Annotated in this window: 28 protein-coding genes; 22 read left to right on the forward strand and 6 right to left on the reverse strand. The window is 63.6% G+C overall.

Features of this window, described 5'->3' with window-relative positions; all coding sequences use genetic code 11:
• The 19 genes from AC3LCN_RS03380 to AC3LCN_RS03470 all read left to right on the forward strand — a co-directional run.
• A partial coding sequence (locus AC3LCN_RS03380) for a DUF1385 domain-containing protein (protein ID WP_488648678.1) occupies positions 1-1,092 on the forward strand: 1,092 nt, incomplete at its 5' end.
• Positions 1,092-2,174 (forward strand): peptide chain release factor 1, encoded by a 1,083-nt coding sequence (gene prfA / locus AC3LCN_RS03385; protein ID WP_488648679.1) that lies wholly within the window; start codon positions 1,092-1,094, stop codon positions 2,172-2,174. The genes AC3LCN_RS03380 and prfA, both read left to right, overlap by 1 nt.
• The gene (locus AC3LCN_RS03390) at positions 2,174-3,274 is read left to right on the forward strand and encodes a N5-glutamine methyltransferase family protein (protein ID WP_488648680.1); all 1,101 of its coding nucleotides are present in this window, start codon (positions 2,174-2,176) and stop codon (positions 3,272-3,274) included. The genes prfA and AC3LCN_RS03390 overlap by 1 nt, the downstream gene beginning before the upstream one ends.
• A gap of 12 nt (positions 3,275-3,286) precedes the next feature.
• Positions 3,287-4,147 carry a Cof-type HAD-IIB family hydrolase gene (locus AC3LCN_RS03395; protein WP_488648681.1) on the forward strand — a complete coding sequence of 287 codons (861 nt, stop codon included), beginning with the start codon at positions 3,287-3,289 and terminating at the stop codon, positions 4,145-4,147.
• A gap of 69 nt (positions 4,148-4,216) precedes the next feature.
• Entirely contained in the window at positions 4,217-5,491 is a 1,275-nt protein-coding gene (locus tag AC3LCN_RS03400) for a serine hydroxymethyltransferase (protein WP_488648715.1), read from the forward strand.
• On the forward strand, positions 5,491-6,531 hold the full coding sequence (locus AC3LCN_RS03405) for a glycosyltransferase family 4 protein (protein WP_488648682.1): 1,041 nt from the start codon (positions 5,491-5,493) through the stop codon (positions 6,529-6,531). Before AC3LCN_RS03400 ends, AC3LCN_RS03405 begins: the two co-directional genes overlap by 1 nt.
• The gene (locus AC3LCN_RS03410; RefSeq protein WP_488648683.1) at positions 6,528-6,923 is read left to right on the forward strand and encodes an AtpZ/AtpI family protein; all 396 of its coding nucleotides are present in this window, start codon (positions 6,528-6,530) and stop codon (positions 6,921-6,923) included. The genes AC3LCN_RS03405 and AC3LCN_RS03410 overlap by 4 nt, the downstream gene beginning before the upstream one ends.
• A complete protein-coding gene (locus tag AC3LCN_RS03415) occupies positions 6,920-7,876 on the forward strand; it encodes a F0F1 ATP synthase subunit A (RefSeq protein ID WP_488648684.1) in 957 nt (318 codons plus the stop codon). Before AC3LCN_RS03410 ends, AC3LCN_RS03415 begins: the two co-directional genes overlap by 4 nt.
• A 70-nt stretch (positions 7,877-7,946) precedes the next feature.
• On the forward strand, positions 7,947-8,156 hold the full coding sequence (locus AC3LCN_RS03420; protein ID WP_445822701.1) for an ATP synthase F0 subunit C: 210 nt from the start codon (positions 7,947-7,949) through the stop codon (positions 8,154-8,156).
• 15 nt (positions 8,157-8,171) lie between these two features.
• Positions 8,172-8,744 carry a F0F1 ATP synthase subunit B gene (atpF, locus tag AC3LCN_RS03425; protein WP_488648685.1) on the forward strand — a complete coding sequence of 191 codons (573 nt, stop codon included), beginning with the start codon at positions 8,172-8,174 and terminating at the stop codon, positions 8,742-8,744.
• 2 nt (positions 8,745-8,746) lie between these two features.
• Positions 8,747-9,292, forward strand: coding sequence for an ATP synthase F1 subunit delta (atpH, locus tag AC3LCN_RS03430; RefSeq protein WP_488648686.1), 546 nt, complete (start codon positions 8,747-8,749; stop codon positions 9,290-9,292).
• A 39-nt stretch (positions 9,293-9,331) separates the two neighbouring features.
• Positions 9,332-10,864, forward strand: coding sequence for a F0F1 ATP synthase subunit alpha (gene atpA / locus AC3LCN_RS03435; RefSeq protein ID WP_488648687.1), 1,533 nt, complete (start codon positions 9,332-9,334; stop codon positions 10,862-10,864).
• A 27-nt stretch (positions 10,865-10,891) separates the two neighbouring features.
• Entirely contained in the window at positions 10,892-11,746 is an 855-nt protein-coding gene (atpG, locus tag AC3LCN_RS03440; protein WP_488648688.1) for an ATP synthase F1 subunit gamma, read from the forward strand.
• Between the two features lie 22 nt (positions 11,747-11,768).
• On the forward strand, positions 11,769-13,187 hold the full coding sequence (gene atpD / locus AC3LCN_RS03445; protein WP_488648689.1) for a F0F1 ATP synthase subunit beta: 1,419 nt from the start codon (positions 11,769-11,771) through the stop codon (positions 13,185-13,187).
• 14 nt (positions 13,188-13,201) lie between these two features.
• Complete coding sequence (gene atpC, locus AC3LCN_RS03450; RefSeq protein WP_488648690.1) at positions 13,202-13,618, forward strand: ATP synthase F1 subunit epsilon; 417 nt, start codon at positions 13,202-13,204, stop codon at positions 13,616-13,618.
• Positions 13,619-13,699: 81 nt separating this feature from the next.
• Positions 13,700-15,058 carry a UDP-N-acetylglucosamine 1-carboxyvinyltransferase gene (gene murA / locus AC3LCN_RS03455; protein WP_488648691.1) on the forward strand — a complete coding sequence of 453 codons (1,359 nt, stop codon included), beginning with the start codon at positions 13,700-13,702 and terminating at the stop codon, positions 15,056-15,058.
• On the forward strand, positions 15,055-16,053 hold the full coding sequence (mreB, locus tag AC3LCN_RS03460) for a rod shape-determining protein MreB (protein WP_488648692.1): 999 nt from the start codon (positions 15,055-15,057) through the stop codon (positions 16,051-16,053). Before murA ends, mreB begins: the two co-directional genes overlap by 4 nt.
• A gap of 4 nt (positions 16,054-16,057) precedes the next feature.
• The gene (locus AC3LCN_RS03465; protein ID WP_488648693.1) at positions 16,058-16,768 is read left to right on the forward strand and encodes a PHP-associated domain-containing protein; all 711 of its coding nucleotides are present in this window, start codon (positions 16,058-16,060) and stop codon (positions 16,766-16,768) included.
• An 8-nt stretch (positions 16,769-16,776) separates the two neighbouring features.
• A complete protein-coding gene (locus AC3LCN_RS03470) occupies positions 16,777-17,781 on the forward strand; it encodes a lysylphosphatidylglycerol synthase transmembrane domain-containing protein (RefSeq protein WP_488648694.1) in 1,005 nt (334 codons plus the stop codon).
• Here the strand turns inward: AC3LCN_RS03470 and AC3LCN_RS03475 are convergent.
• A complete protein-coding gene (locus AC3LCN_RS03475) occupies positions 17,778-18,839 on the reverse strand; it encodes a deoxyribonuclease IV (RefSeq protein WP_488648695.1) in 1,062 nt (353 codons plus the stop codon). The two genes, AC3LCN_RS03470 and AC3LCN_RS03475, sit on opposite strands and share 4 nt — an antisense overlap.
• A gap of 41 nt (positions 18,840-18,880) precedes the next feature.
• Positions 18,881-19,585, reverse strand: a complete 705-nt coding sequence (locus AC3LCN_RS03480; protein ID WP_488648696.1) for a ComF family protein — start codon at positions 19,583-19,585, stop codon at positions 18,881-18,883.
• Positions 19,586-19,643: 58 nt separating this feature from the next.
• On the opposite strand from AC3LCN_RS03480, the gene AC3LCN_RS03485 reads away from it, so the two are divergent.
• Genes AC3LCN_RS03485 through AC3LCN_RS03495 form a run of 3 tightly spaced genes read left to right on the forward strand, consistent with a single transcriptional unit; the run spans position 19,644 to position 22,170 of the window.
• Complete coding sequence (locus AC3LCN_RS03485; protein WP_488648697.1) at positions 19,644-20,660, forward strand: GNAT family N-acetyltransferase; 1,017 nt, start codon at positions 19,644-19,646, stop codon at positions 20,658-20,660.
• Positions 20,657-21,892 (forward strand): glycosyltransferase family 4 protein, encoded by a 1,236-nt coding sequence (locus AC3LCN_RS03490; RefSeq protein ID WP_488648698.1) that lies wholly within the window; start codon positions 20,657-20,659, stop codon positions 21,890-21,892. Before AC3LCN_RS03485 ends, AC3LCN_RS03490 begins: the two co-directional genes overlap by 4 nt.
• A complete protein-coding gene (locus AC3LCN_RS03495) occupies positions 21,889-22,170 on the forward strand; it encodes a hypothetical protein (RefSeq protein ID WP_488648699.1) in 282 nt (93 codons plus the stop codon). The genes AC3LCN_RS03490 and AC3LCN_RS03495 overlap by 4 nt, the downstream gene beginning before the upstream one ends.
• On the opposite strand, the gene AC3LCN_RS03500 is transcribed toward AC3LCN_RS03495, so the two are convergent.
• The 4 genes from AC3LCN_RS03500 to AC3LCN_RS03515 are packed head-to-tail and all read right to left on the reverse strand — an operon-like array spanning position 22,167 to position 26,966.
• Positions 22,167-23,252 carry a PIG-L deacetylase family protein gene (locus AC3LCN_RS03500; RefSeq protein WP_488648700.1) on the reverse strand — a complete coding sequence of 362 codons (1,086 nt, stop codon included), beginning with the start codon at positions 23,250-23,252 and terminating at the stop codon, positions 22,167-22,169. The genes AC3LCN_RS03495 and AC3LCN_RS03500 overlap by 4 nt on opposite strands.
• Before the next feature lie 16 nt (positions 23,253-23,268).
• Positions 23,269-23,493 (reverse strand): hypothetical protein, encoded by a 225-nt coding sequence (locus AC3LCN_RS03505; RefSeq protein WP_488648701.1) that lies wholly within the window; start codon positions 23,491-23,493, stop codon positions 23,269-23,271.
• Between the two features lie 21 nt (positions 23,494-23,514).
• Positions 23,515-24,654 (reverse strand): lipocalin-like domain-containing protein, encoded by a 1,140-nt coding sequence (locus tag AC3LCN_RS03510; protein WP_488648702.1) that lies wholly within the window; start codon positions 24,652-24,654, stop codon positions 23,515-23,517.
• Positions 24,651-26,966 carry an MMPL family transporter gene (locus tag AC3LCN_RS03515; protein WP_488648703.1) on the reverse strand — a complete coding sequence of 772 codons (2,316 nt, stop codon included), beginning with the start codon at positions 26,964-26,966 and terminating at the stop codon, positions 24,651-24,653. The genes AC3LCN_RS03510 and AC3LCN_RS03515 overlap by 4 nt, the downstream gene beginning before the upstream one ends.
• Between the last annotated feature and the right edge of the window lies 1 nt (position 26,967).

The raw sequence follows: 26,967 nt of genomic DNA on the forward strand, positions 1-26,967 counted from the left end.
CACGGCCGGTCAGGTCGAGCGCTTCCAGAAGCGCCTCGGTCGCTCGCGCTGATCCACATGCGGCGCCGACTCGGCGTCGCTGCGCGATTCGCGCAGGATCGCTTCGCAGATGTTGCACGAGGGCTCCACGTCGTATCTCTGAGTGCGCGCCCAACGAGCGGCGCAGCGTATGGCGGCCAGGCGCTGATTGATGGCATTCTGATGCGAGGACCATCACACATTGGCGTTGCACTACGCACCGTTGATGGCGGCATCGCGGTGACGTCAGAGCCGATCGCCACCGGACCGATTCGTCGACGCCTCACACGCATCCCAATTTTGCGTGGCGCCGTTGTTCTCTGGGAGACACTTGCACTTGGCAGCCGCTGGCTTCTGCGCAGCGCCGACGTTTCGGCGGGTGATGAGGAGCAATCCACCGGCGGTACTGGCTCAATGATTGCAACGCTCGCAGTCACGCTTCTGATTGCGGTTGCGATCTTCAATGTGCTTCCTGCAATTGCCGCGTCAGCCATCGTGCACGCACTTGGCCTCACAGAGCTGCTCGTGGAACGCGCGATTGATGGACTCTTGCAGGTGGGAATCTTACTCGGATACCTCGCAGCGGTTGGACGTAGCAGTGATGTTGATCGCACCTATCGCTATCACGGCGCAGAGCATCGCGCGATCCACGCGCTTGAAAACGGTGAGCCGCTCACGCGCGAAGCGCTCTCGCGCTGGCCAACAGCGCACCCACGCTGCGGCACCGAGTTCCTTGTTGTCGTCATTCTGGTGAGCATCGTCAGCTTCTCGCTGGTTGGTCGACTCGATCCGATCCCAACGGTGATCAGCCGAATTGCTGGCATTCCACTGGTGGCTGGACTCGCATATGAAATTCTGCGCCTCCTAGGTCGCTATCGAACAAACGTGATCGCGCGGACACTGGCGGCCCCAGGGATTGCCGTACAGCGCATCACCACGCGAAAACCTGATGACGGCATGCACGACATTGCGATCGTTGCACTGACAGCGGCGATTGAAGCGGAGGGTGGCGTGGTGCCGAGCGGTTCCGAGCGACCAACTTCCCGCGCGCTGCAGCCGCTTACGGTGCGCTGATGGCTGACGTTGCACAGCTCAACGCACGACTCGCAGCGGCGCTTAAGGCGCGTGCTGAGCTTGAGGCGCAGCTGACGCTCCCTGAGGTGCTCGCCGATCACACCGCCCTTGCGCGCATTGGGCGCGAGTTGTCGCGCACCGCACCGCTCGCTGAGGCGGGCGAGGCCCTCACCGCTGCACGCCTGCGCGTGACCGATTCACGCTCCCTTGAGGCGGATCCAGGGGCCGACGCGGAGATGCGTGAGCTCGCCGCCACCGACCGCGCCGAGGCTGAGGCGATCGAACGCGACATCCTTGAGAGCCTTCCAGGCCTGCTCCTTGAGCCTGATCCGAACGACGGCCGAGACCTACTGATCGAAGTGCGTCCTGGCGCTGGCGGTGACGAGGCCGGCATTTTCGCCGGTGAGCTCTTCCGCGCCTACCTACGCTACGCCGAACGCCAGGGGTGGAAGAGCGAGGTCGACGCCATCAGCGAAACAGGCGTTGGCGGGATTCGCGAAGGGGTGATGGAGGTCTCTGGCGATGGCGCATGGGCCGCCTTCAAGTGGGAGTCAGGCGTGCATCGCATTCAACGCGTTCCCGCAACGGAGTCGGCCGGACGTATTCACACCAGCACCGCCACGGTCGTGGTGCTTCCAGTCGTGACCGCTGTTGACTTGGTAATTCCTGAAAACGATATTCGCATCGACGTGAAGCGCGCATCGGGGAACGGCGGACAAGGGGTGAACACCACCGACTCTGCGGTGCGCATCACGCACATTCCAAGCGGCATCGTGGTTGAGATGCAGGACGAGCGCAGCCAACTGCGCAACAAAGAGAAGGGGATGGCGATTCTGCGTAGCCGCATCATCGCCGCGGAAGAGGAGCGCAAGCGCGCCGCCGACTCCAAGGCGCGTAAGGCGCTGATCGGCAGTGGTGATCGTAGCGAGAAGATTCGTACGTATAACGGGCCACAGAATCGGGTCACCGATCACCGCATCGGCTTCGACAAGTTTGATGTGCCCGGCATTCTCGGTGGCGACCTCGCCCCATTCCATGAAGCACTCGCCGCCGCTGAGCAGGCGGCACGACTGGCGGAATGATGAGCGAAGAGCAGGTCGCCAGTCGACCGGTCGTAGAGCGTGAAGCTGATGGCCCCGCACTGCTGCGAGACGCAACGCTGCAGCTTGAGGCGGCGGGAAGCCCAACACCGCGTCTTGACGCCGAGACGCTGCTCGCAGCGGTGCTCGGTACTCGAGTCACCACGCTGCGCACCGCCGTTGCTGCAGGGTTCCCACTCCCGCTACCGATGCTCATCGAACTCCCAGAGCCGGAGCCGCTGAACGATCGACATCCACAACTCGCCGATGCGTTGCGCATCGCGCGCAGCGCGCTACTTGCCGGCGACGCGCTAGCTGCGCTCGCCGCGCTTGTGCAGGAACGCGCGACAGGTCGACCGATCAGTCACCTCACTGGGCGTCGTGGATTCCGCAGGCTAGAGCTGCTCGTCACACCAGACGTGCTGGACCCGCGACCAGAGAGCGAACTGATCATTGAGACGGCACTCGCCTTCCTCACCGACCGCGTTGCCGCCGACCGCGCGCTCGGTCGTGCGCCACATCCACTCAACGCCGCCGAGATCGGCACAGGGAGCGGCGCACTCGCCGTGGCGCTCGCCGACGAGTCACCGGTGCCCCTTCGCCTCATTGCCACCGACATCTCTGGTGATGCGTTGATGGTGGCGCGCGCGAATGCGTTGCGTTGTGGCGTTGCGTCGCGCATCACCTTCATGCAGGGCGATCTCGCCGAGCCACTCCTCGCCGCGCGCGCGCCGGGCGATCCAGCGCATCTCGATCTCCTGATCGCGAACCTGCCGTATGTGCCAACCGCGGATGTTGATGCGGCGAAGGCCGCCGCCAGCATTCGCGACCTTGCGCCACGCGACCTGGCGCGCCTCAGCATTGCCGCAGAGCCGCGCCTCGCACTCGATGGCGGTGGCGATGGGCTAGAGCTCATTCGCCGACTTATCGCCGAGGTGCCGCGCCTGCTGCGCCCAGGTGGCGCTGCGCTCCTTGAATTCGGTGACGGTCAGGGTGACGACGTTGCGCGACTCGCCGATGGCCTCGGCATCGGTTGGCGCGTGGCGATTCGTGGCGACCTCTCGGGTCGCGACCGCATGGCCGAAATTCGTCGGAGCGGGTAAGGCGTCATGGCGGTGAAACCTGCGTTCCCAATCCGACTCCTCGTTATGGATCTCGATGGCACGCTGCTGCCACACGACGGCGTGATTGCCGAGCGCACCATCGATGCGATTCGCGCGGCGCGCGCAAAGGGGGTGATCGCCACCATCTCGTCGGGGCGCAATGTGCCGTCGATCATTGAGTACGCGCATCAGATTGGTCTCGACGGTCCGCTGATCGGCATGCAGGGGGCGATCGCGCGCGAGATTCCGGCGAAGGGCGAGGCTGGTTCAGGGCGCATGATCCGGCACTTCCCATTCCCCGCCCACCTCGGGGCCAAGGCGGTCGAATGGTGCCGTGAGAACAACCTCTGGGGCCACGCCGTGATTCGCGATGACCTGCGCTTTGATGTTCGAGATCCCCATGTGCGCCAGTACGAGGCTTGGCTTAAGGGGAATGCCCTGAAACGCCTCGGCACGGTGCCAGACCTTATTGGCTACCTCACCGAGCGCAAGCTGTACCTCTCCAAGGTGGTCGCCCACGCCCCCGAAGGGCACGTCGACGGGATACTGAATCGCGCTCGGGCCACCTTTGCCGGAGAGCTCGATGTGACCATCAGCCACCCCGAATACCTGGAGTTCACCGCCCCCGGGGTCAATAAGGGAACCGCCCTCCGCTGGCTCGCCCGACGCCTCAAAATCCCCCTTGGCCAGGTGATGGCCATCGGCGATCAGTACAACGACCTAGAGATGCTCGACGTCGCTGGGCACGGGGTGGCGATGGCTGGGGCACCCGGCCCGGTGCGGGCCGTGGCGCAATATGAGGCACCCCGCTGCGAAGAGGACGGCGCAGCGCGCATGATTGAACGCCTGATCCTCGGATCAGCGGGAGAATAGGGGTCACGCACCCGTAGTGGAACAGAGGAGAGGGAGGGAACCATGAGCAACGCTGAACACGATCCGTTGATGAACCTGAGCCTTCGCAAGGTTGACCCTGAGCTCGACGCCATCTTTGTGAAAGAGGCGGTGCGTCAGCGCGACCACATTGAGCTGATCGCCTCCGAGAACTACACCTACGCCGCAGTGCGCGAAGCGCAGGGCTCCATCCTTACCAACAAGTATGCCGAGGGCCTTCCGGGGAAGCGCTACTACGCCGGTTGTGAATTTGTCGACGAGGCGGAGAACCTTGCGCGCAGTCGCGCGCTGGAACTCTTTGTTGGCAGCGAGCATGTCAACGTGCAGCCGCACTCTGGTGCCTCTGCCAACATTGCAACATTCACCGCATCGATGTCACCGGGCGACTCATTCGTTGCCATGAGCCTCGACCAGGGCGGACACCTCTCCCACGGTGCATCGGTCAACATTTCAGGGAAGTGGTTCAAGCCAACCTTCTACGGCGTTCGAGCCGATGATGGGCTTGTTGATTGGGATGCGGTACAGCGCGCCGTTGATGAGGCGAAGCCGAAGGTCGTCATCGCTGGCGCATCGGCATACCCGCGTGTCCTTGATTTTGAAAAGTTTGCGGCGATTGCACATGCAGCGGGCGCAAAGCTCATGGTTGACATGGCGCACATCTCAGGAGTCGTTGCGGCAGGTCTGCACCCGAGCCCATTCCCGCATGCGGATTACGTCACCACCACCACGCACAAGACGCTGCGCGGACCGCGCGGCGGCATGATCTTTGCGCGAGCAGACGAAGCGGCTGCAATCGACAGGGCAGTTTTCCCAGGGAATCAGGGCGGGCCGCTCATGCACGTGATCGCCGCAAAGGCGGTCGCCTATAAGTTGGCGTTGCAGCCTGAATTCCGTGCGTATATGCAGCGCACACTCGACAACGCGAAGGCGCTGTCCGCAGCGCTCGCCGCACGCGGATTCGGTGTGATCACCGGCGGTACTGACATCCACCTGATCTTGTGCGACGTGACGCCGCTTGGCGTGACGGGCAAGGAGGCTACGGCTGCGTTGGAAGCGGTAGGCGTGACGATCAACAAGAACAGCATTCCAGGTGAGACGCGCTCGCCGATGGTGACGAGCGGCGTTCGCTACGGTACGCCGGCTGCAACCACGCGTGGCATGGGACTTGCAGAGATGGAACAGATCGCACAGTGGTCTGTTGAGGCGATCGCGGCGCGCGAGGATGCGACCAAGCTTGAGCAGATCCGCGGTGAAGTGGTGAGGCTGGCACAGAAATTCCCAGTGCCCGGTAACGATGCTGCGGAGCTAGCGGCACGCGAGAGCTAATGGAAAACGCTCCGCTCTATTTCGCGATCGCACTGCTCGCTGCACTTGTCGCACTGGTTGGCACGAGGGTTGCGCGACAGGTTGCCCTCTCTCTAAACATTGCCGATGCGCCAAACGAGCGGCGCATCAACACAACCCTGATGCCACGCGCTGGCGGCTTCGCCGTTGCTCTCTCCCTCTTCTTGGTTGGTGCGGCGGTGACGATCCTTGCGGCACCACTCGGCCTTACTGTTGGCACTCCACTTCCAATCTCCGGAATCGCCGCGCTGCTGCTCGGCGCCCTGCTCGCTGGCGTCATCGGCCTTGCCGACGATCGCTTCGATTTGCGCGCACGCTGGCAGCTCAGCGGGCAGCTGGTGATTGCGTCGGTACCGATCGCGTTCGGCGTGCGGATCGCAATCCTGTCGAATCCATTCGGCGTGGGTGACCTATTGATCCCCGACGCCATTGGGCTCGCCCTCACCCTTTTCTGGGTCCTCGGCATGCAGAACGCCATGAACTTCATCGATGGGCTTGATGGTCTTTCGGGTGGGATCGCCCTGATCGCTGCGGTCACCCTGGGGGTGATCGCCCTCCCAGCGACCCCCCTCCTTGCTGCCCTCTGCTTCGCCTTGGCGGGGGCTCTCGCCGGCTTTCTGCGACACAACTTCTACCCCGCCTCCATCTATATGGGGACGAGCGGGATCCTGGCGGTCGCCTACGCCCTCGCGGTCCTCTCCCTCCTCGGCACCGCCAAGGTTGTCGCCGCGCTGCTCATCCTGGGGGTGCCCATCATTGATGCCTTCTTCGTCATCGTGGGGCGGCTCCTGGCGGGCCGATCTCCATATAGTGCCGACAAGACCCACATCCACCAGCGCCTGATCGACGCGGGGCTCAGCCACCGCGGGGCCGTCCTCGCCCTCTACGGCGTCACCCTCCTCCTCTCGGTTGGGGCGGTTGTGCTGACCGCAAGTGCCGCCCTGTACGCCTTCGCTGGGCTCCTTGTCGTACTCGGCGGGGCGATCGTCTGGCTCTCGCGACGAGCGGAGCGGCGCGCATGAGCAACCCCACCCCAGCCCCAAAAAGCGAACGCGAGTTTGCCGACCCTCCGCTAGAATCGCCGCAGATTCCCGAAAAGGCTGTTGGCCTGACGTCCGACATCGGCAAGGGTGCGTATCTAGCCCTCTTCTCGCAGATCGGTATCAGCCTCCTCATCGCGAATCTCGGTGGAGCACTCCTCGGACACTGGATCGACGGTCAGCTCAACAGCGGACCGATCTTCCTGCTCCTTGGATTTGTCGGAGGCTTCGTCGCTGGCGCGGTGGCCGCAGCACGGCTGGTGCAGCGAACGTTGCGCCGCCTTGATGCATTTGATGTTGCAGCGAAGGCAGTGAAACGAGAACGTGAGGCGCGCGAACGCGATGCCGCACGATTGAAAGGGAGGGTTGAATGAGCGTCGCTCCGGCGAAGAAGAGCTCAACGAAGCGCACCCTTCTTCTTGCCGCGGTCGGCGTAATCCTTCTTGACGCATTCGCGATTGTCATGTTTGGCGGCGTCGGACTGAACAACTTCCCTGGCGACGTCATCAAGCGGTCGCTGGAACCGATTGTTCCCCACACGGTGATTGATCTCGGCGGCGATCCAAACCATGCCGCGTCGCTCTTTGACTTCTACCCATCCATTACCGGCTCGATCATCATGAGCTGGGTCGTGATGGCGGTCGTGATTATTCCGCTGACGATTGCAGCACGACGACTCAAGGAGATTCCGAGCGGCGCGCAGAACGTGTTGGAGTTTGCCATCGAGGGCCTCACCTCATTCGCGATGGGGATCGGCGGCCCAGGTGCGAAGCGCTTCATCACCTTCTTCCTCGCCTGCTTCCTCTTCATTGTTGTCTCGAACTGGTCAGGCTTGATTCCAGGCGTTGGTCGAGTGTATGAGTTCCGCGCGCCAACGAGCGACGTGAATGTCACCGTGGGCTTGGCACTCGTCGCCTTCGTCTACTTCCACTACCAGGGCGTTCGCGCGCTCGGCATCGGTGGCTACCTTGGAAAGTTCTTCACCCTCAAAACTGGTCCCATCGGCCTCTTCGTCGGCGTGTTGGAGTTCTTCCTTGAAATCGTGAAGCCGATCACCTTGGCGATGCGACTCTTCGGCAACATCTACGGTGGCGAGCTCGCCCTTACCGTAATGACCACGATCACCCTTGCCTTCATTCCAGTTGCCCTGTATGGCCTCGAGCTCTTCGTGGGCCTCATGCAGGGGATCATCTTCAGCGTCCTTGTCCTCGTCTTCACCATGCTGGCCATGGAGGGGCATCACGAGGAGGGGCACGATGAGCACAGCCCGGCAGCGGCCGGGGATGGCGCGACGGCGGGAGCCGAATCGCGAGTTGCGGCACACTAGCCGCAGGCAGAAACGGAGCGTCGGACGCACGGCACGAGCCCGGGCGGCGACACAGTAGGAGGTACGAATCATGGACAAGCTTCAGGCGGGCATCGCAGCCCTCGGCGTAATTGGGCCGGCCCTCGGCGTAGGCATTGCCACTGCGGCAGCCGCTAGCGCAATCGGTCGCAACCCAGAGGCAGCAGGTGCAATCCGCGGCGTCTTCATCATCGGTGCCGCATTCGCAGAAGGCCTCGGCGTTCTCGCGATCGTGCTCGGCATCCTTTCACTCGTTCTGTAAGGCGACTGACCAACGATGCAGGCAATCGACCTGATCCAGGGGGCACTTGGCGCCATCCCGTTTGCTGAGGCCGCCGCTGGCGAAGCCGAAGGCGCCGGGCTGAGCTTCAACCTCTTCTGGATCCTTGTCTCAGCGGCGAACTTTGGCTTCTTCATTATTGTGCTGCGTGCAGCTGCGCTCGGCCCGATCACGAAGATGCTCGACGAGCGACGTGAGCGCATTGAGCGCGGGCTTCGCGAAGCGGCTGAGGCCACGATCGCCAAGAGTCGCGCTGAAGAGGCGGCGGGCGTTGCGCTCGCCGACGCTCGACGCGAGTCGAACGAGATCCGTGCAAACGCCGATAAGGCTGCGGCACAGATTCGCGATGAGCAGGTTGCCACACTGAAGTCGGAGTTGGATCGCATGCGAGCCGACGCCACCAAGGAGATTGACGCGGCGCGCGTCAGCGCCCTGGCCGCAATCCGCAGTGAGGTCGCCGATCTCGCTATTGGTGCCGCCACGAAGGTGGTCGGCTCCTCAATGGACGGCGATCGCCAGCGCGCCCTCGTGGGCGAGTTCTTGGACGAGCAGTCCAAGAAGGGGAACTGATCGTGGATCGACCGCTCGGCTCTGCACGACGTTACGCAGCGGCACTCCTTGGCCTGGCCAAGGACGCGTCGTCGGCGGCATCGCAGGCAGACGAGCTCGACCACCTCGCGGCGGTGATTGCGGCACCAGGCGCACGCCAGATCCTCGACGACCCACGCACGCCAGCAGCTGGCCGTGTGGCGGCGCTCGAGAAGGCGGCGGGCGGCACGGTGAGCCCACACATTCACACGTTGGTCGGCATGTTGGCGCGACGACGCACCCTTGCGTCAATCCCGGCAATCGCCGAGGCGACGCGCGACGCGCTGAATGCGCGCAACGGCATCACCATTGCACGCGTGGTCACCGCCCTTGAGGCGAGCCCCGCGGAGCGCACGCGATTCGAAACCGAGGCGGCCACGATGGCGGGCCACGCAGTTCAGATGTCGTACGAAGTAGATGCAAGCCTCGTCGGCGGAGCAACGCTCCGTGTTGGCGATCGACTTGTTGATGGCAGCGTTAAGGGGCGGCTCTCGCGAATGCGCGAGCGGATCCTCTCGGTCGCCGGCTGAACCGGCAGAGCGCGTAGAGCAGCGAGGAGCGAGAAGATCATGGCAATTAAGTCCGACGAGATCATCAGCATTCTGAAGGCCCAGATTGAAGGGTTCGATGGGAGCGCCGAGTCGCGCACCGTCGGTACCGTTGTTGAGGTGGGCGATGGCATTGCACAGGTCTACGGACTTTCAGGCGCGCTCTCGTCTGAACTTCTGGAGTTCCCAAACGGCGTAGCCGGCATGGCCTTGAACCTTGGTGAAGAGACGGTCGGCGCCGTGCTCCTTGGCGACGCGAAGTCCATTAAGGAAGGCGACACGGTTAAGACGACCGGCAGGGTTGTTGAGGTGCCAGTCGGCCCCGAGCTGATCGGACGTGTTGTTGACCCACTCGGTCGACCGCTCGACGGCAAGGGCCCAATCAACGCGAAGAAGTCGCGCCCAGTTGAGCGCATCGCTCCGGGCGTTATTAGTCGTAAGTCGGTAACGACGCCAGTGCAGACCGGCATCAAGGCCGTTGACGCACTGATTCCAATCGGCCGCGGTCAGCGCGAGTTGATCATTGGCGACCGCCAGACCGGCAAGACCGCCGTTGCTGTCGACACGATCATCAACCAGAAGGGGAAGGGCCTCATCTGCATCTACGTTGCGATCGGCCAGAAGCTCTCGACCGTGCGCACCGTTGTTGCGCAGCTCGAGAAGCAGGGCGCCATGGCGCACACCGTGGTGGTGGTTGCAGGCGCTGAAGACCCAGCACCGCTCCAGTACCTCGCACCATTCGCCGGTTGCGCGATTGGCGAAGAGATCATGGAGAACGGCGTCACGATCGATGGCGTGCTCGTGCGCGATGCGCTCTGCGTGTACGACGACCTTTCAAAGCACGCGGTTGCCTATCGCGAGATGGCGCTCCTCTTGCGCCGACCACCAGGACGCGAAGCCTATCCAGGCGACGTCTTCTATCTGCACAGCCGCTTGCTGGAGCGCGCAGCGCGCCTCTCTGACGATCTCGGCGGTGGCTCACTGACGGCGCTGCCGATCATTGAGACGCAGGCGGGTGACGTGTCGGCCTACATTCCGACGAACGTCATCTCGATCACCGACGGCCAGATCTTCTTGGAGACCGACCTCTTCAACGCCGGTCAGCGACCAGCGGTGAACGTTGGTATCTCCGTATCGCGCGTGGGTTCCGCCGCGCAGACAAAGGCGATGAAGAAGGTTGCCGGTCCGTTGAAGCTCGACCTTGCGCAGTACCGCGAGCTTGCGGCCTTCGCACAGTTCTCGGGCGACCTGGACAAGTCGACTCGCGACCAGCTGACGCGCGGCGAGAAGCTCTCGTCGATCATGCGCCAGCCGCAGTACCAGCCGGTCTCGATGGAGCGACAGGTTGCGATTCTGTACGTGGCATCGAAGGGGAAGCTTGACGACGTACCAACGCCGCGCGTTGGTGAGTTTGAGACGGGCTTCGGCACCTTCCTTGAGCGCGAGCGCGCAGCGATCTTGACGAGCATCGCCAAGGAGAACGCGATCTCTGACGATACGGCGAAGGGTCTTGATGAGGCCGTCGACGCATTCCGAAAGGGGTTCCTCGCCTAACGGCGAGGGGCGAGCGGCGAGGAGAGCATGCCAAGTCAGCGCGAGATTCGACGACGAATCGGATCGGTGAAGAATATTCGCCAGATCACCCGCGCCATGCAGTTCGTTGCCGCCTCAAAGCTCAAGCGTGCCCAAGACGCCACGCTGGCGAGCCGCCCGTATGGGCACTCGATCGACGAGGTCATCGCCGACCTCGCCTCAGTGCTGGGCGAGGAGGGGCACCCGCTCCTGCGAGCCCCAGAGAGCGGCGCACCACGCACGATCGTGCTCTTCACGACCGACCGTGGCCTCGCCGGCGCCCTGAACAGCAACCTGATTCGCTTCGCCCTGAAGGAGCTCGAGACGGCCGGCGCAGGGAGCAAGGTCATCACGATTGGCAAGAAGGGGCGAGATGCCCTCGCCCGCGGCGGCTACGAGATCAGCGCCGCCTTCCCGGGGTACGGCGACAAGCCGACCTTCGGCGACGTCACCGCCCTCGTCAGCCTCCTGGTTGGCGACTTCCTCTCGGGTCGCTCGGCGGGCGTCACCCTGATTCACCCAGCATTCATCTCGACGCTGACGCAGCGCCAAGAGGCGGTGCAGTTGCTTCCAATCAAGGCGTCGGCCGACACCGCCGGCATCCCCGGGAACCAGTTCCTCTTTGAGCCCGACCCAGCGGCGGTCCTTGAGGCGCTGCTGCCCCGCTACGTTGCGACACGCATCTTCCAGGGCGTGCTTGAGACCACGGCGTGCGAGCAGTCGAGCCGCATGGTCGCAATGAAGAACGCAACCGAGAACGCAGGCGACCTCATTAGCGATCTCACGCTCACGTACAACAAGGTGCGACAGTCGAACATTACGCGCGAAATGATCGAAATTGCTTCAGGCGCAAGCGCGAACTGAACATAGAAAGGCAGGAGGAGTGATGGCGAACGCAACCGCAGCAAAGGCAGGAGCCGTAGGAACCGTAGTTTCGATTACGGGGCCGGTCGTTGACATTGAGTTCGCCGCACGCGAGCTGCCAGCGATTTACAACGCCGTACGCATCGATCGAACCGATGGTTCGCTCGTTGTGGAGGTGCAGCAGCACCTCGGCAACAATCGCGTGCGCACCGTTGCCATGACCACAACCGACGGGCTCGCCCGCGGCGCAAAGGCGACCGACCTTGGCGCACCGATCTCGGTGCCAGTTGGCGCCGGAACGCTCGGCCGCGTCTTCAACGTGCTCGGCGAGCCGATCGACCAGGCTGGCGACGTGAAGGTCGATCAGTACCTGCCAATCCACCGCTCCGCACCAGCGTACGAAGATCTCACCACCGAGACCGAACTCTTCGAGACCGGCATCAAGGTGATCGACCTTGTCTGCCCGTTCAAGAAGGGCGGAAAGATCGGCATCTTCGGCGGCGCCGGCGTCGGCAAGACCGTCGTGATCCAGGAGCTGATTCGCAACGTTGCGCAAGAGCACTCCGGCTACTCCGTGTTTGCGGGCGTCGGTGAGCGTTCACGCGAAGGGAACGACCTGATCGGCGAAATGCGCGACTCGGGCGTTATCGACAAGACCGTGATGGTGTTCGGCCAGATGAACGAGCCACCTGGAGCACGACTGCGCGTCGCACTCTCGGGCCTAACGATGGCCGAGTACTTCCGCGATGCGGAAGGGCGCGACGTGCTGCTCTTCATCGACAACATCTTCCGCTTCACCCAGGCGGGCTCTGAGGTTTCCGCGTTGCTCGGCCGCATGCCAAGCGCCGTGGGCTATCAGCCGAACTTGGCAACGGAGATGGCGGCGCTCCAGGAGCGCATTACGTCGACGAAGAAGGGTTCGATTACCTCGCTGCAGGCCGTGTACGTGCCAGCAGACGACTACACCGACCCAGCGCCAGCAACCACCTTCGGACACCTTGACTCGACGATTCGCCTTGAGCGATCGATCACCGAGCTCGGTATCTACCCAGCGGTGGATCCGTTGACGTCAACGTCGCGCGTGCTCGATCCGCTCGTGGTTGGTGTGAACCACTATGAGACGGCGCGAGAGGTGCAGCGAGTGCTGCAGCGCTACCGCGACCTGCAGGACATCATCGCCATCCTTGGCCAGGACGAACTTTCGCCTGACGACAGGCTGTTGGTGAACCGTGCCCGCAAGTTGCAGCGCTTCATGAGCCAGCCGTTCTTCGTGGCCGAGGTATTCACCGGCCGTCCCGGCAAGTTCGTAAAGATCGCCGACACGATCGCCTCGTTCCGCGAGATCCTCGAAGGGAAGGCCGACGACCTGCCAGAGCAGGCGTTCTTCCTTGCAGGAACTCTCGATGACGTTCGGGCGAACGCCATCGCGCTCAACAAGTAAGGGTTCGTACCGATATGCCATTTACGTTGGAGATCGTGACGCCGGAGCGCCTCGCCTGGAAGGGCGAGGCCTCCGCGTTGGTCTTACCAACGATCGATGGTGAGGTCGGCATCCTGCCGAAGCACGAGCCATATGTGACCGTTCTTGGCACAGGTGAGGGGCGCATCACCGCACTCGACGGCTCCATTGAGTACATCGCCATCATTGGTGGCTTCGTGCAGGTGCGACCCGATCGCGTGGTGGTACTCGCCGAGTCAGCCGACCTGTCGGGGGAGCTCGACACCGCCGTCATTGAGAAGGCGAAGGCCGCCGCCGAAGCGGCGATCTCCGGTGCCGGCACACAGGATCCCGCCTCACTCGCAACCGCCCGTGCCTCGCTGAGCCGAGCGCTCCTGCACCTTCGCGTCGCCGAGCGCCGCCGCAAGCGTTAGCCCGCCGCGCCGCCTGTGCGGGTGGCCGAAGAAAGTGAGCCCCTGTTGGACGCTTCTGCTGCAAACGGCGAGAATCCGCCCATGACCGCCGTAAAGCCGTTCTCGTGGGAGTACCGTCCGATCCCCCTGGCGAAGGAGGAGTTCCGCATTCAAGGCGGACGGCCCCTCGCTGGCCGCGTGCGAGTGAGCGGCGCCAAGAACGCCGCCCTGAAGGTGATGGCCGCTGCGGTGCTGACCGGCGAGCGCGTGAACCTGGAGAACATCCCGGGAATCCTCGACATCGATGTGCTCGCCGACACCCTGCGCGACATCGGTGTGACCATCGAGCGACCAACCCCCGAGACGATGAGCCTGCAGGCGGCGAACGCCGAATGGCTCTTTGTGCCGCTCGAAGCCGCCGCCAAGATGCGCGCCAGCTTCATGCTCCTGGGCCCGCTCTTGGCGCGCTTTGGCCGCGTGATCATTAGCAACCCGGGTGGCGATCGCATCGGCCGTCGCCCCGTGAATCTGCACGTTGACGCCATGCGCGCCCTCGGCGCTGAGATCGACTATCGCGACGGCTACTACTTTGCGAAGAGCAACGGTCGCCTTAAGGGGGCAACCATCGCCTTTCCGCAGATCACCGTGATGGGCACCGAGAATGCGATCCTCGCCGCCGTCCTTGCAAAGGGGACCACCGTCATAACGCCCGCGGCGCAGGAGCCCGAAGTCGACGATTTGATCACGTTACTCAACGCGATGGGCGCGCAGGTCGCACGAACCAAGCCCGACCGCATTGAGATTCAGGGTGTTGACGGGCTGCACGGCGCGAGCCATCACATCATGCCTGACCGCATTGAGGCGGGAACATTCGCCGCCGCCGCCGCGGTTGTGGGCGGCACGATCAACGTTGATGGCGTTGAGCCAACACACATGAAGGCCTTTATTGATCTGCTCGGCGAACTCGGTGTTGACCATGCGATTGAGGCCGATCCGGTTGATGCAACGCGCAAAAGCTTGCGTGTCACCGGGCTCCCTGCCGGTGGCGCATACAAGCCCACCAACATTCGCACGCAGCCGTTCCCTGGGCTCGCCACCGACTTGCAGCCATCTGCGGGGCTGATGCTGACGCGCGCCGCTGGTACGAGCACCATTGAAGAGACAATCTTTGAAGACCGACTTGAGTGGCTCGTTGGACTTCGCGGCTTTGGTGCGCAGGTGGAGATCGCTGATCCGCGCACCGCGCGCGTCACGGGCCCAACCACGTTCCGCGCCGCTGAGGCGGAGATTCCAGATCTACGCGCAGGTGCCACACTGATGCTCGCCGCTCTGGCCGCACCAGGGGCGAGCCGCATTCACGGCGCACACCATGTACGACGCGGCTATGCGAACATTGAGGAGAAGTTCCGAGGCCTCGGCGCGGAGCTCACCCACGTTAGCGAAGAGGGAGTGGTGGGATGAAGATTGGCATCGATCTAGGAACCGCAAACATTCTCGTCTTCGTACAGGGGAGCGGTATTACCGTTCGCGAGCCGAGCGTTGTTGCCATTAACGATCGCGATCAGATCGTGGCCGTTGGCAACGAGGCGAAGGAGATGCTCGGGCGTACCCCTGGCTCCATCACGGCAATTCGACCGCTGCGCGATGGCGTGATCGCTGACTACGTCGTAACTGAGGCGATGCTCCGCTACTTCATCAAGAAGGGCACCGCCGGACGATTCTCGTTCGGCCGACCTGACGTTCTCGTGAGCGTTCCAGCCGGCTCAACGTCGGTGGAGAAGCGCTACGTGCTCGACGCTGCGCGTCAGGCCGGTGCAGGGAAGGCGTTCCTCATCGAAGAGCCGATGGCGGCAGCAATCGGTGCAGAGCTGCCGATCAGCGGTCCGTCGGGGAACATGATCGTCAACATTGGCGGCGGCACCGCCGAGATCGCCGTGATCTCACTCTCCGAGATTGTGGTGAGCAAGTCAAACCGTGTTGGCGGTAACCGCTTCGACGAAGCGATCGCGCTCTACATTCGCCGCAAGTACAACCTCATGATCGGCGATCGCACCGCCGAGCAGGTGAAGATCGAGATCGGCAGTGCCCTCCCACTCGAAGAGGAGTTGACGATGAGCGTGAAGGGTCGCGACATGATCGCAGGCCTGCCACGCGAAGTGAAGATCACCTCGACCGAAATCACCGAGGCGCTCGAGGTGGCGCTGCGAAACCTTACTGACGCTATTCGCGCCGTGTTGGAGCAGACACCGCCAGAGCTGAGCGCCGACATCATTGATAAGGGGATCGTGATCTCTGGCGGCGGTGCGCTGCTCCGCAACATTGACCGCCTGGTGACGACCGTTACCGGCGTTGCTGCGCACATCGCTCCGGACCCGCTGACCTGCGTTGCGAAGGGGACGGGCATTGCGCTCGAACACTTCGACCAGTTCGCGAAGTCCATGACCAGCGAGGCCTAACCCTATGGCGGCCCGCGCCGTCGTTGACCTGCACTGCCACACCAGCGCAAGCTTCGACTCCCTGAGCGACCCGGTCGCCGTTACCCGCACGGCGGCTGCGCGGGGGATCACCCACCTCGCCATCACCGACCACGACCGCATCGACGGCGCCCTGCGTGCCCGCGACGCCGCCACTCCTGGGCTCACGGTCATCGTGGGCGCTGAGGTGCGCACCGCCCAGGGAGACCTGATCGCCATCTTCCTCGAGCGCCCCATTGCCGCTGGACTCCCCGCCAGCGAGGCGATCGCCGCCATTCGCGACCAGGGTGGGCTCGTGGGAATCCCGCACCCGTTTGACGGCTGGCGTGGCTCGCTGCTGCGCGATGAGGCGGCCCTCTCACTACTAAGCGAGGTCGACTGGATCGAAGGCTGGAACGCCCGACTGGTGGCGCCCGGTGGCAATCAGCGTGCCTCCGAACTCGCCGTATCCCGCGGTATTCCTTCGGTAGCTGCAAGTGATGCGCACACGCTGCTCGAGATCGGTGGTGCCGCCACGATCATGACCGGTGACCTCAGCACCGCTGCAGGATTTCATTCGGCGCTGCACGGCGACCTCACCCGAATTGCCGGCCGTGGCGCACTCCTTGCGCGACTCTTCACGCCTATCGCAAAGCTGGTCAATGCCACGCGCGGAAATCGACGTGTCAGCCCAGGCGTGACCTTCGGCGAACGCTAGGCGATCAGATGCTGCTCGCCCGACTGACGCGACGCTCCACCATCTTTGCTCTCCTCCTGACGGTCATTCTCGTGGCAGGCGTGGTCCGCGCGGCGACATCGTTCAATCTTGCAGAGGTCGCCGCAACACTCAACCGCGCCAACCCTGCGTGGCTTCTCGTTGCGCTCGCAGCGAGCTGGAGCACCTTTCCACTACGTGGGTTGCGCTGGCGCATGATCCTCTCCGCATCTGGCCTGCAAATTTCGCGGCGCGCTGCAACAGAGATCCTGACCCTCTCATTCTGGGTGAACTGTGTCTTGCCAGCAAAGATGGGCGACGTCTATCGCGGCTGGCTGCTGAAGCACAACGGCGCAACGTCGTTTGGTAATGCTGTCGGCACGGTGATTGCGGAGCGACTTGTTGACCTTGCCACCGTTGCACTGCTTGGCGCGGCGTCGACCTTTGTGGCATTCGGCGGGAAGTTGCCGCCAACCGCGCTTGCGCTCACCGCGATCGCCCTCGGTGTCGCTGCTGCGACAACGCTGTTTCTGCTCGTAGCACGCGGCCTTGCAGCCGCACTCATCTACGCGCTGCCGATCCCCGATGCGATCAAGAACGGCTTTACCAACGCCGCGGCGTCGCTGCGAGCAGGGAGTGGCGGCAGAGTGGTTCGCACCGCCCTGCCGTTCTCGCTGGCTATTTGGATTGGGGAATCGCTGCGACTCGCCGCGGTCGCTATGGCGCTCGGGCTCTTCGTGGTGAATCCAGCGGCCGGTCAGATCGGCATTGCGAGCACCATCTTTGTGGCGCTCGTCTCGGCGGTGCTCACCGTGGTGCCATTTACGCCGGCAGGCATCGGCATCGTTGAGGCGGGGATGGTTGGCATTCTTGTCGCGCTCTTTGGTTTCACGCCCGAGTCGGCGATTGCCCTTGCACTGCTCGATCGCCTGGTGGGGGTGGGCAGCTTAGTCGTTGGTGGCGGTGCGCTCTTCGCCCTCTCGCCATATCGACGCGGCGCTGGGTCGCTGCGCTAGCGCTTCTTCACAGCAGTCTTCTTTACCGCCGGCTTCTTTGCGGCGGGCTTCGCGGCGGCAGTAGGTTTCGCTGGAACCTTCTTTACCTTCTTGACCCTCGGCTCCTCTGCAGGGAGTGGTTTCAACTTGAGCGTTCCTTCGGAGAGCTGCAGGCTGCGCTCAATGTTGAGCTTGTCCCAACCCGCCTCCATGCCAGGGGTCTCGAGGTAGTAGTTCACGTGCGCGAGGCGCGGATGGCGAATGAGCGCTGCGAGACCGCGCGTACCAACCTCACCGCCACCAATGTGTTGGTGCCGATCGAGCTTTGAGCCGTGTGCCGCCTTGCTGTCGTTGTAGTGGATCATCACGAGCTTCTCGAGGCCAATCTTCTTGTCGAACTGCTCCACAAGTCGGTCGACCTCATCGTCGCCCTTCATCTCAACGCCAGCACCCCAGAGGTGTGCGGAGTCGAGGCAGTAGGCAACGCGCGACATATCGATGCCGCGGGCGGCCATTGACTCGTGGATGTCGATCAACTCGTCGAGGCTCTCGCCGATCCCATTTCCGCCACCGGCACTGTTCTCGAGCACCAAGAGTGCCGAGTCGTCGGCGAGTGGCACGCCGTCCAGGATGCGCTCCACCGCTTCGGCGACGCGGGCGACACCCGCCTCAATGCCCGTTCCCATGTGTGAGCCGATATGGACGTTGACGAACGAGGCGCCGTACTCAGGCGCCACGCGAAGTTCGTGGCGGAGCAGCTCCACCGTCTTCTCACGGAAGAGAGGGTTCGGTCCGGCGAGGTTCGCCAAATAGGCGGCGTGCACGGCGAGCGGCCCGAAGCCGTGCTCCTTCATGCGGGCGCGGAAGGCGGGCAGCTCCTTGGGGAGTTCGGCGCGGCGCGCCCAGCCCGTTGGGTTCCCCGTGAAGATTTGTAGCCCCATCGCCCCAACCGCTGCGGCGCGATCGGCCGCCTTGACGAGGCCAGGCCCTGCGGCGAGGTGGGCGCCAAGCATGCGATCGAGCCGCCCAGCCGCTGCGGCTGGTGCGCTGCTCGTGAGTTTCGGTCGCTTGGCTGCCATGGGGAGAGATTGCCACGCCGCGCCAGAGGCCGCTCGTCGCCTTACGCACCGTTCACCAGCGCCTCTCGGGCCACGGCGACCACGCCGATGGCATTGCACCCAGCGGCTCGCAGGGTCGCCGCCGCCGCCTCAAAGGTGGCACCACTCGTCCAAATATCGTCGACCAGAATCACGCTACGAGGCAGCGAAACGCCCACGCGTACTGCGAAGACGCGGTCCATGACCCGCCGCCGTTCAGCGCGGCTGAGCGTATGGAGTGCGGGTACCGCCCGGGTGCGCTCAAGCAGTGGCGCGATCGCACATGGAAGCGTGCGCGCCGCAGCGGCGGCAATTAGCGCGGCGTGATCGAAGCCGCGATCCCGGAGGCGTGCCGGGTCCGTTGGAATAGGTACGAGCGTGGCGTCACCACCGAGCTCGCGCTGCACGGCACCGATCGCACCCTGTAGGGCGAGGCCAAGCGGCTCGGCAAGAGCCGGGAGGTCGTGGAACTTGAGTGTGCGCACCATCTCGCCGAGGCCGCCCTCGTACGGACCGATCCATGCGCCAGCGGCGCAGCCGGGTGGCGCGGGGCCGCGTTCAACGCGACCAGCACCTGCGAGACCAAGCTCGCTGCAACACTCAGAGCAGAGGAGGGCCCCTTCAACGCCGCAGGCGCCGCAGCGTTGCGGGGCGAGGAGCGCCAACACTGGTGCGGCGGCGCGCTGTAACTCGGCCAGTGCGTCGCGGGCACGCTCGGTGATCTGCATTCCACGCAGGATCGTGCGTCGCACGTACCCCCTGCGTATCGGGCGGTACGATAGACACATGACCCCCACCACGATCGCCTGGACCGTACAAACCCTGCCGCTCGCCGAACTACCGACTAGCGAGTGGGAGCGACTTCTGGCAACAAACCCAACCGCAAGCGCCTTCAGTAACCGTGCCGTTCACGAGGCGTGGTGGATCGGCTACGGCGCCGAGGCCACCGACATTTCACTCGCCGTCTACGACGCCGCTGGCAAACTCTACGCCTATCTTCCGCTCATGCTTCGGCCAGATGGCGTGCGATACCTTGGCGCGACGTATCACATCGATTACGCCACGGTGCTGATTGACCTAGAGAACACAGAGAGCGCAACCGCCGCGACAGATGCGCTTGTCGCACATCTCTTCACGGATACAGCCGCACTCGACCTTCGACGCTTGCGCCGTGCCGATCGCGCCCACGAACTGCTGATGAGCACATTCGCAACGAACCGAACAAGGACTGCAACAGTGACCGTCGAAGATCCCGCACCGGCAATTGACCTCAAAAACATCACCACAATTGATGAACACCTTGAGCGCATCGACAAGAAGGATCGTCACGAGATTCGCCGCAAGGTGCGACGTGGTGAGGGTGCTGGCGTAACGATTAGTGTAAAAGCACACCCAGCCGACGACCTCGCAGAGTTCATCAAACTCCATCGCGCACGATGGGGCCACCACGGACTCTTCACCGAAGACGAGAAGGGTGCGCGCGACGAAGCGTTTATGCGCGAACTCTTCGCACGTGCACCAGAAGACTTGATTACGATCGCCGTTGCGCGAAATTCAGAGTTCGGTGCGTTTGCAGCTGGGCTCTTCTTGCGTGACGCAACAGGTCTGCGCTATTGGAATGCTGGCGGTGAACTTGCCGCCCGTGCGCTCTCGCCAGGAATCTTGCTCTTTGCACATGGGTTGCAAATGGCGATCAATGAACGGAAAGTGACCTTTGATTTCTTGCGCGGCAACGAGAACTACAAGTACGAGGTTGGCGCCGCGAACGTTGATGTGCTGATGATCACGGTGCCGGCCGCATGAGTAAGCCACAAGCTGGTGCGCATGGCGGCGGGCGAGCGCCTAAGGGGCCGCTCCCTGACGGCACACGACTGCGCGTGGTGCAGCTGCTCGCAACTGGCACCAATGGCGGCGCACAAGAGAGCGTGGTGAGCACGGTGCTGCGCCTCGATCTGTCACGACACGAGACGCACGTGATCTCGCTCTCCCACGGCAGCACCATGGCGCGTCTGCAGCGACTCGGGTACGCGACCGAGGTGATCGAAGAGCCAAGCGACGAACGGTCGGCGGAGCTCCTTGCTGACCGGCTGATCACGCTCAACGCCCAGGTGCTCCATGCCCACATGTATCGCGCCGAGGTGGTGGGAGTCGCGGCGCTCGACCTGGTGGAGCGGCGCACGGGGCACCGCCCCTACATGGTCTCGACCGTGCACTCGAGCCGCTTCCGCTCCCCCGACGACCGCGAGTTGCTGGAGCGCATCACCCCCAAGATCAACCGCCTGATTGCGGTGAGCGACGCCATCGTCCACAAGTTGGTGGCGGAGGGGCGCGACACCACGGCGATCAGCCGCATCTATAACGGCGTCGACCTGGAGCGCTTCGATGAGGCGACCGGTGGAGAGGCGATTCGTGCGGAGTTCGGCATCCCTGCCGACGCCCCCCTCGCCGTGGTGGTGGGGCGCCTTGAGCCCGAGAAGGGGCATCCAACGCTCATTGAGGCTTGGCCCGTGGTGCACCATCACTACACAACGGCACACCTTCTCGTCGTTGGCGAAGGCTCCGAACGTGATCGCCTCGAGGGGCTCGCCGCTGCACACCTGCGCGCCGAAGTCTGCTGTGCCAGCGTGCACTTCCTAGGGCGCCGCGAAGATGTGCCGCAGGTCCTTGCCGCCTCCGATGTGGTGGTCATGCCGAGCTATCGCGAGGCACAAGGGCTCGCGATCGTCGAGGCGCTCGCCGCCAATCGCCCAGTGATCGCCAGCAACGTTGGCGGCATCCCCGAGATGATCCACTCGGGCGAAAATGGCATCCTCGTCCCCTCACACGATCCATCCGCACTTGCGTCCGCGATCGCACTCCTCTTCGGCGATCAAGCACTCGCCAAGAAACTTGCACACGCCGGACATGAGTTGGTCCACGCAAAATTCTGTGTTGACGACATGTTGCGTGACATCGAGGCGATCTATCTGCTTGCTGTGGGTGGTACAGTCAGTGACGTACCAGATCGCACTGGCGTGAACGGAGGGTCGCAATGAGCACAAAGTCGAAGGCGCAGACGCCAATTATCACCCCAAGGTATTGGCTCGTGCTGAGCACCGTTGCTGGCGTGATCGCACTCTCTCCACTCGCAGTAATCCTAGTGAACTATGTCGCCAACCCGTCGAGCAATCCGTTTGATGAGCGCGGCTACGGCGCAGCGATGTGGATCCTTTTCATCTCTGTGCCGACAGGCGGCATCACCTTTGCCGTCGGGGCCGTGGTGGCTGTAGCAATTGAGTGGTTTGCCGGGCGGAAGCGAAACCGTTCGCGCTAGCTGCGCACCGCGCTCCAGTAGCGCTCAACCGCACCACTGCGGCCGCTCTGCAGCGCAACCGTTGCACCCTGCGTTCGTACCGCGTCGGCCATCTTCTCAACGGAGCCGAAGAGGTGCGGCATCTGTGACTCGTACTGCGCAATCCCCTGGATCTTCTGCTCGAGCATATCGGTAACGTCGGCGATCTCAGGCGTTAGGCCAATGTTGGCGGGGAGACCAGCGGAGTAGTTCGCTGGTAGCCCAGCCGACGGATCAAACTGCTGCCAGTAGGCGTACGGGAAGTCTTCGTAGAATGTGACCTTGTCGCTCCAGTCAATGCCAGGCATCGTCCATGCCTGCGCATCACCGAGCAGCGCGGCGCCAACGCGACGGCAGAGCTGGTGATCAACGTGCGAGCCGATGCCGAGCGGGAAGTAGACGCGCTGCGGCTCTAGCCGCGCAATCTCCCTGCGCAGCAGATCAGTCGGCGCAGCGTCGTTGTCGCGCACGGTGCCGAGCAGCTGCTCATCGCCTTCGTAGCCGCGGAAGACGGCGTCGGGAAGATCAAGGAAGACGACGGCGGCTTCGGCGAAGAGTGCGTAGCGCTCGTCCTCCTGGCGTCGCTGCGCCATTGCCTCGCCGGCGGCGGCGGCAACTGCAACGGCACCCGCATCGATCACGCCCTGCCCGTTGCTGGTGTCGCGCGTACGTCCGCCTGGAAGTGACGTGGCGCTGATGTCGGCGCGGCGATACCACGAGGCGCGCTGCCAGAACTCTTTGGCGCTATCGTCGGCCTCGCGCTGTGTCTGCTTTAGTCGTGCCGGTTCGGCCTGCCATGGGGCAAGTGCTTCAGCTGTTTCGCCAGGTACGTTGTGATCAGCAGCAATGGAGCCGCTATCAAACGCCTGTGACGCGGGCCAGATCGCCTTGCCACCAAAGCCGAGCGCCTGTCGCTGATACGAGGTGAGGCGATCGAGGCTGCCGTGGCCGGAGTAGACGCTGAGGATGATCACGTTCTGTCCGAGTTCGCGCAGGTTGGCGATCAGCCCGCCGCACGAAAGAGCCGCGTCGTCGGGGTGGGGTGAGACGAAGATGTGGCTCACGCGCGCCGGCCCGTCGTTACGGCGTGGCGCTGGTCGACGGTGAGGCGCTCGGCGAAGCCGATGGTGCCGGCGTGGCGGTGAGGAACTTATTCACCGAGGCGATAAAGCCATCAGCGCCGGTGAGGAGTGCGTAGACGATCACGCTAGCAATGACCAGGTAGGTGAAGGTGACGAAGCGGCGTGGGCCGCGATCGCGCGGAGCGGCCTTCGGGGCGACGGGTTTGACGTTGTTCACTGTCATGCGCCGATTCTAGCGGGAGAGTTAGTGGAGGGTCGCGTACCCCGTGAGTTCGACATAGGAGTGCCCCGTGATCGGGCGTCCAGCCAGAGTCCCCGCCACGGCGTTCGCCCCCTCCCAGTAGATGACCCCAGTGCTCCCGAGGGTGTTCAACTCCTGGTCCGCCACCTCGGGAGTGACCGTCACGTCGAGGCCAATCTGGGCGATCTGCACACGCCAGCCGGCCGGCCAGGTCGCCCCCGTGTGCGGGCTCGTCCAGGAGCCGAGGGCGGTTAGGGCGATATCCGCGCCATCAATGTGTCGAACCGATCCATCGCGCGCCACCCAGGTGCCATAGACCAGCGGATAGCTCCCATCCTTGGCGCGCACGAAGGAGAGCATCAGGTCACTGCCATCGCTGAGGTTCAGGGCGAACCAGTCCCAGCCACCACTCCCGATAGCGATGAAGTCGCCCCACTGATGATCAAACCAGGAGTTCCCCGCCACGGCGAGCGTCTCGCCGCCGATCGTGAGCGTGCCAGCGGTTGGCATGCGTGTGCGTGAGTAGTAGTACGAACCGCCCGCGTCGGCGAAGGCGACCCAGCCGTCGGTGTCATGCAGCACGGGCGCGCGGCCAGCGCCAAGTTGCAGCATCAGCCCGTTGCCGCTGATCTCCATGCCGCCATCGGGGAGCACAAGCATCGCCCATGGATCGCGACCGAGCGTTGCAGGCTCAAGCGGATTGGCCCCAGTGATGGCAAATGCAGCGCTCACCGCACGGAACAGATTTGGCCCAATGTTCACCTGTGGCCCAATCTCAACACGTTGGTCGTAACTGAATGAACCTGAGCGAGAGCCACGCGGCTTCTCGGTAATGGCAATATGCGACGCCCACGTCACCGGGAACTGCCCGCGCTTCGCACGGAAGATCACCGCCTCATACCCAAATTCGCGCGTACCATCGAGCGTTGTTAGATGACCCGTGACGTACCACCACTCGGTGAGACGATCATGGGGCGCATCATCTGCCGGAAGTGACACAGCAACCGGATCGACGGCCGGCGGCCGCGGCGTCGGCTTCTCGAACGGTGCACCAGTTGGTGCTGGCGAATTTGCCAAGAGTGGGCCAGAACATGCAGCGCTAAGAACCGCACTCAAGAATAGAAGGACAAACCGCCGCATCATCGTCGCTCCGCCTCTGACTCTGTGGCAATGCGACCGGCGAGCAGCCGCTCCATCCACTTCGGTGCCCACCAGTTCTTATCGCCGAGCAGACGCATCGTGGCGGGAACGAGGAGCGCGCGAACAATAGTTGCATCGAGGGCCACGGCAATCGCCACACCAACGCCGAGCGCCTTGATTAGAACAATCTCGGCGAAGACGAACGAACCGGCAACCACCACAACGATCAGTGCGGCGCTAGTCACAATGCGACCACTGCGCTCGAGCCCGCCCGCAACCGCGGCGGCGTTGTCACCGGTGCGATCGTAGATCTCGCGCATGCGCGTGAGCAAGAAGACTTCGTAATCCATCGAGAGGCCAAAGAGCACGCAGAACAAGATCACTGGAATCGTTGTCTCAACGAATCCGAGTGGCGCAAAGCCGAGCAGCGCAGAGAGGTTGCCATCTTGGAAGATCCAGACCAGCGCGCCGAAGCTCGCCAAGATCGAGAGCGTGTTCATGATTACCGCCTTAATCGGCAGCACGATGGAGCGCAACAGCACGGCAAGAATGATGAGTGTGGCGAGGATGACGATCAGCGCACTGCGCGGGAACTCTGACGAGATGGTGTCGACCACGTCGACGATTTCTGCGGCACCACCGCCAACGAGCGTGGTGAGGCCAGCGGGTGGGGTGAGCGTCGTCACTTCGCCAGCGCCAATTGCGTCTGGTGTTGCGGCGCGCAGCTCGGCGACGAGTGCGCGCGTGTCGGGGCGGTTCGGCCCCTGCGCCGGCGTAATGGTGACGGCGGTGAGATCACCCTTGGTAGTGACCGAGAGCAGCTGCTGCACGTAGCGATCGGGCGGTGCGCCGCCTGGTGAGTCGTAGAGCAGCTGGTACTGCGGGAGCGTCAGTCGCGAGTCAATGGAAACGATGGAGTCAACACGAGCCACGCGCGGATCGGCCTCGAGCGCACGTACCCATGTAAAGAGCAGGGCGACGTTTGCTGGCGTGGTCGCGTCGCCGTTCGTGCGCACGGCAACAGTCATCGGCGAGAACTCACCCTCGCCGAATGCGCCGGTGAGCGCGTCGAGTGCCTGGCGACTCGGCACGCGCGACGGCAAGATGCCGCCGTCGGGGGCGTTGAACTTCACGCCGAGCCACGGCGAGCCGAGGGCGATCAGCAAGGCAAGAGTTGGCAGGGCAACGGCAAGTGGGCGACGCATGACTCCGCGGGCGAGGCGCGCCCAGCGACCCTTCTCGTTCGGCTCTTCGTAGGTCACCTTGCGTACGGCGAGCCGGTCAACCCGTGCTCCGAGTACGCCCAAGAGGGCGGGGAGAAGGGTGAGGCTGGCGACCACGGCGAGGGCGACGGTGATGGCGCCAGCAATGCCGATCGAGCGCAGGATGGCGAAATCGAACACCATCAAACCGGCGAGACCGAGCATGACCGTTACCCCACTAAAGAAGACGGCGCGACCAGCGGTCGCCACGGTGCGCTGCACTGCAAGCGCCACGCGATCGGCCTTGCGTGCACTGCTTCGACCAAACTCTTCGCGGAATCGCGAGACCATGAGCAGTGAATAGTCGACACCAAGACCGAGGCCGAGCAGCGTGGTGAGGTTCAACACGAAGACGCTCATGCGCGTCACCTGCGCCACACCGAAAATAGCGGCCAGTGCAACTAACACCGCAGCGCCACCAACGGCAAGTGGCAAACCTGCCGCAACGGCAGAGCCGAAGACCAACAGCAACACGATCGCAGCGAGCGGCAGGCTGATCAACTCACTGCGGCGCAGGTCGCTCTCCGACACGCTCTGAATGTCGGCGTAGAAGGCGGGGCCACCGGCGATCTGCACGGTGAGGCCATCAACTGCAACGAGTGCCGCGGCAACGCCATCGAGTGCAGCTGGTGAATCGTCAGGCCCGAGATCCAAGAACACGATGTCGTACACAATGCGGTTGGCAACGCTCACCTGCGATGGTGCGATCAGGTGCGAGCGAATGGCAACGACATGTGGCGCATTCATGACGGCGGCTACCGCACGCGTTGCTGCGGACTCGAACTCCATCGTGCCAGGAACCAAGGTCTTAGAAGAGATTGCCAGCACGAGCGCCGATGGTGGCGCACCAAGCTCCTTTTCAAGCAACGTGCGGGCGCGTGCCGATTCCAGCGTTGGCAGGTCAAAGCCACCCGCCTGTAGCGCCCCTGGCGCTTGTGGCGCGAATGGCAGCGCAAGCAGTAGTACGACCACCCACACGCCGATCACCGCGCGCCGATGCGCGTGCATGAAGGCACCGAGTCGTTCGAATGGTGGCAGTTGTCGCGGGGCCACG

This window comes from Candidatus Limnocylindrus sp., from assembly GCF_040397215.1.
Lineage (GTDB): Bacteria > Chloroflexota > Limnocylindria > Limnocylindrales > Limnocylindraceae > Limnocylindrus.

Excerpts from the sequence above, each read along its gene's own strand:
- AC3LCN_RS03470 (WP_488648694.1), top strand. The coding sequence starts at position 16,777 with ATGCTGCTCGCCCGACTGACGCGACGCTCCACCATCTTTGCTCTCCTC.
- AC3LCN_RS03510 (WP_488648702.1), bottom strand. The coding sequence starts at position 24,654 with ATGATGCGGCGGTTTGTCCTTCTATTCTTGAGTGCGGTTCTTAGCGCT.
- atpA (WP_488648687.1), top strand. The coding sequence starts at position 9,332 with ATGGCAATTAAGTCCGACGAGATCATCAGCATTCTGAAGGCCCAGATT.
- AC3LCN_RS03490 (WP_488648698.1), top strand. The coding sequence starts at position 20,657 with ATGAGTAAGCCACAAGCTGGTGCGCATGGCGGCGGGCGAGCGCCTAAG.
- mreB (WP_488648692.1), top strand. The coding sequence starts at position 15,055 with ATGAAGATTGGCATCGATCTAGGAACCGCAAACATTCTCGTCTTCGTA.
- atpG (WP_488648688.1), top strand. The coding sequence starts at position 10,892 with ATGCCAAGTCAGCGCGAGATTCGACGACGAATCGGATCGGTGAAGAAT.
- AC3LCN_RS03495 (WP_488648699.1), top strand. The coding sequence starts at position 21,889 with ATGAGCACAAAGTCGAAGGCGCAGACGCCAATTATCACCCCAAGGTAT.
- AC3LCN_RS03465 (WP_488648693.1), top strand. The coding sequence starts at position 16,058 with ATGGCGGCCCGCGCCGTCGTTGACCTGCACTGCCACACCAGCGCAAGC.
- AC3LCN_RS03505 (WP_488648701.1), bottom strand. The coding sequence starts at position 23,493 with ATGACAGTGAACAACGTCAAACCCGTCGCCCCGAAGGCCGCTCCGCGC.
- AC3LCN_RS03485 (WP_488648697.1), top strand. The coding sequence starts at position 19,644 with ATGACCCCCACCACGATCGCCTGGACCGTACAAACCCTGCCGCTCGCC.
- atpD (WP_488648689.1), top strand. The coding sequence starts at position 11,769 with ATGGCGAACGCAACCGCAGCAAAGGCAGGAGCCGTAGGAACCGTAGTT.
- murA (WP_488648691.1), top strand. The coding sequence starts at position 13,700 with ATGACCGCCGTAAAGCCGTTCTCGTGGGAGTACCGTCCGATCCCCCTG.
- AC3LCN_RS03420 (WP_445822701.1), top strand. The coding sequence starts at position 7,947 with ATGGACAAGCTTCAGGCGGGCATCGCAGCCCTCGGCGTAATTGGGCCG.
- AC3LCN_RS03390 (WP_488648680.1), top strand. The coding sequence starts at position 2,174 with ATGAGCGAAGAGCAGGTCGCCAGTCGACCGGTCGTAGAGCGTGAAGCT.
- AC3LCN_RS03415 (WP_488648684.1), top strand. The coding sequence starts at position 6,920 with ATGAGCGTCGCTCCGGCGAAGAAGAGCTCAACGAAGCGCACCCTTCTT.
- prfA (WP_488648679.1), top strand. The coding sequence starts at position 1,092 with ATGGCTGACGTTGCACAGCTCAACGCACGACTCGCAGCGGCGCTTAAG.
- AC3LCN_RS03400 (WP_488648715.1), top strand. The coding sequence starts at position 4,217 with ATGAACCTGAGCCTTCGCAAGGTTGACCCTGAGCTCGACGCCATCTTT.
- AC3LCN_RS03410 (WP_488648683.1), top strand. The coding sequence starts at position 6,528 with ATGAGCAACCCCACCCCAGCCCCAAAAAGCGAACGCGAGTTTGCCGAC.
- atpF (WP_488648685.1), top strand. The coding sequence starts at position 8,172 with ATGCAGGCAATCGACCTGATCCAGGGGGCACTTGGCGCCATCCCGTTT.
- AC3LCN_RS03475 (WP_488648695.1), bottom strand. The coding sequence starts at position 18,839 with ATGGCAGCCAAGCGACCGAAACTCACGAGCAGCGCACCAGCCGCAGCG.
- AC3LCN_RS03405 (WP_488648682.1), top strand. The coding sequence starts at position 5,491 with ATGGAAAACGCTCCGCTCTATTTCGCGATCGCACTGCTCGCTGCACTT.
- AC3LCN_RS03480 (WP_488648696.1), bottom strand. The coding sequence starts at position 19,585 with ATGCAGATCACCGAGCGTGCCCGCGACGCACTGGCCGAGTTACAGCGC.
- atpC (WP_488648690.1), top strand. The coding sequence starts at position 13,202 with ATGCCATTTACGTTGGAGATCGTGACGCCGGAGCGCCTCGCCTGGAAG.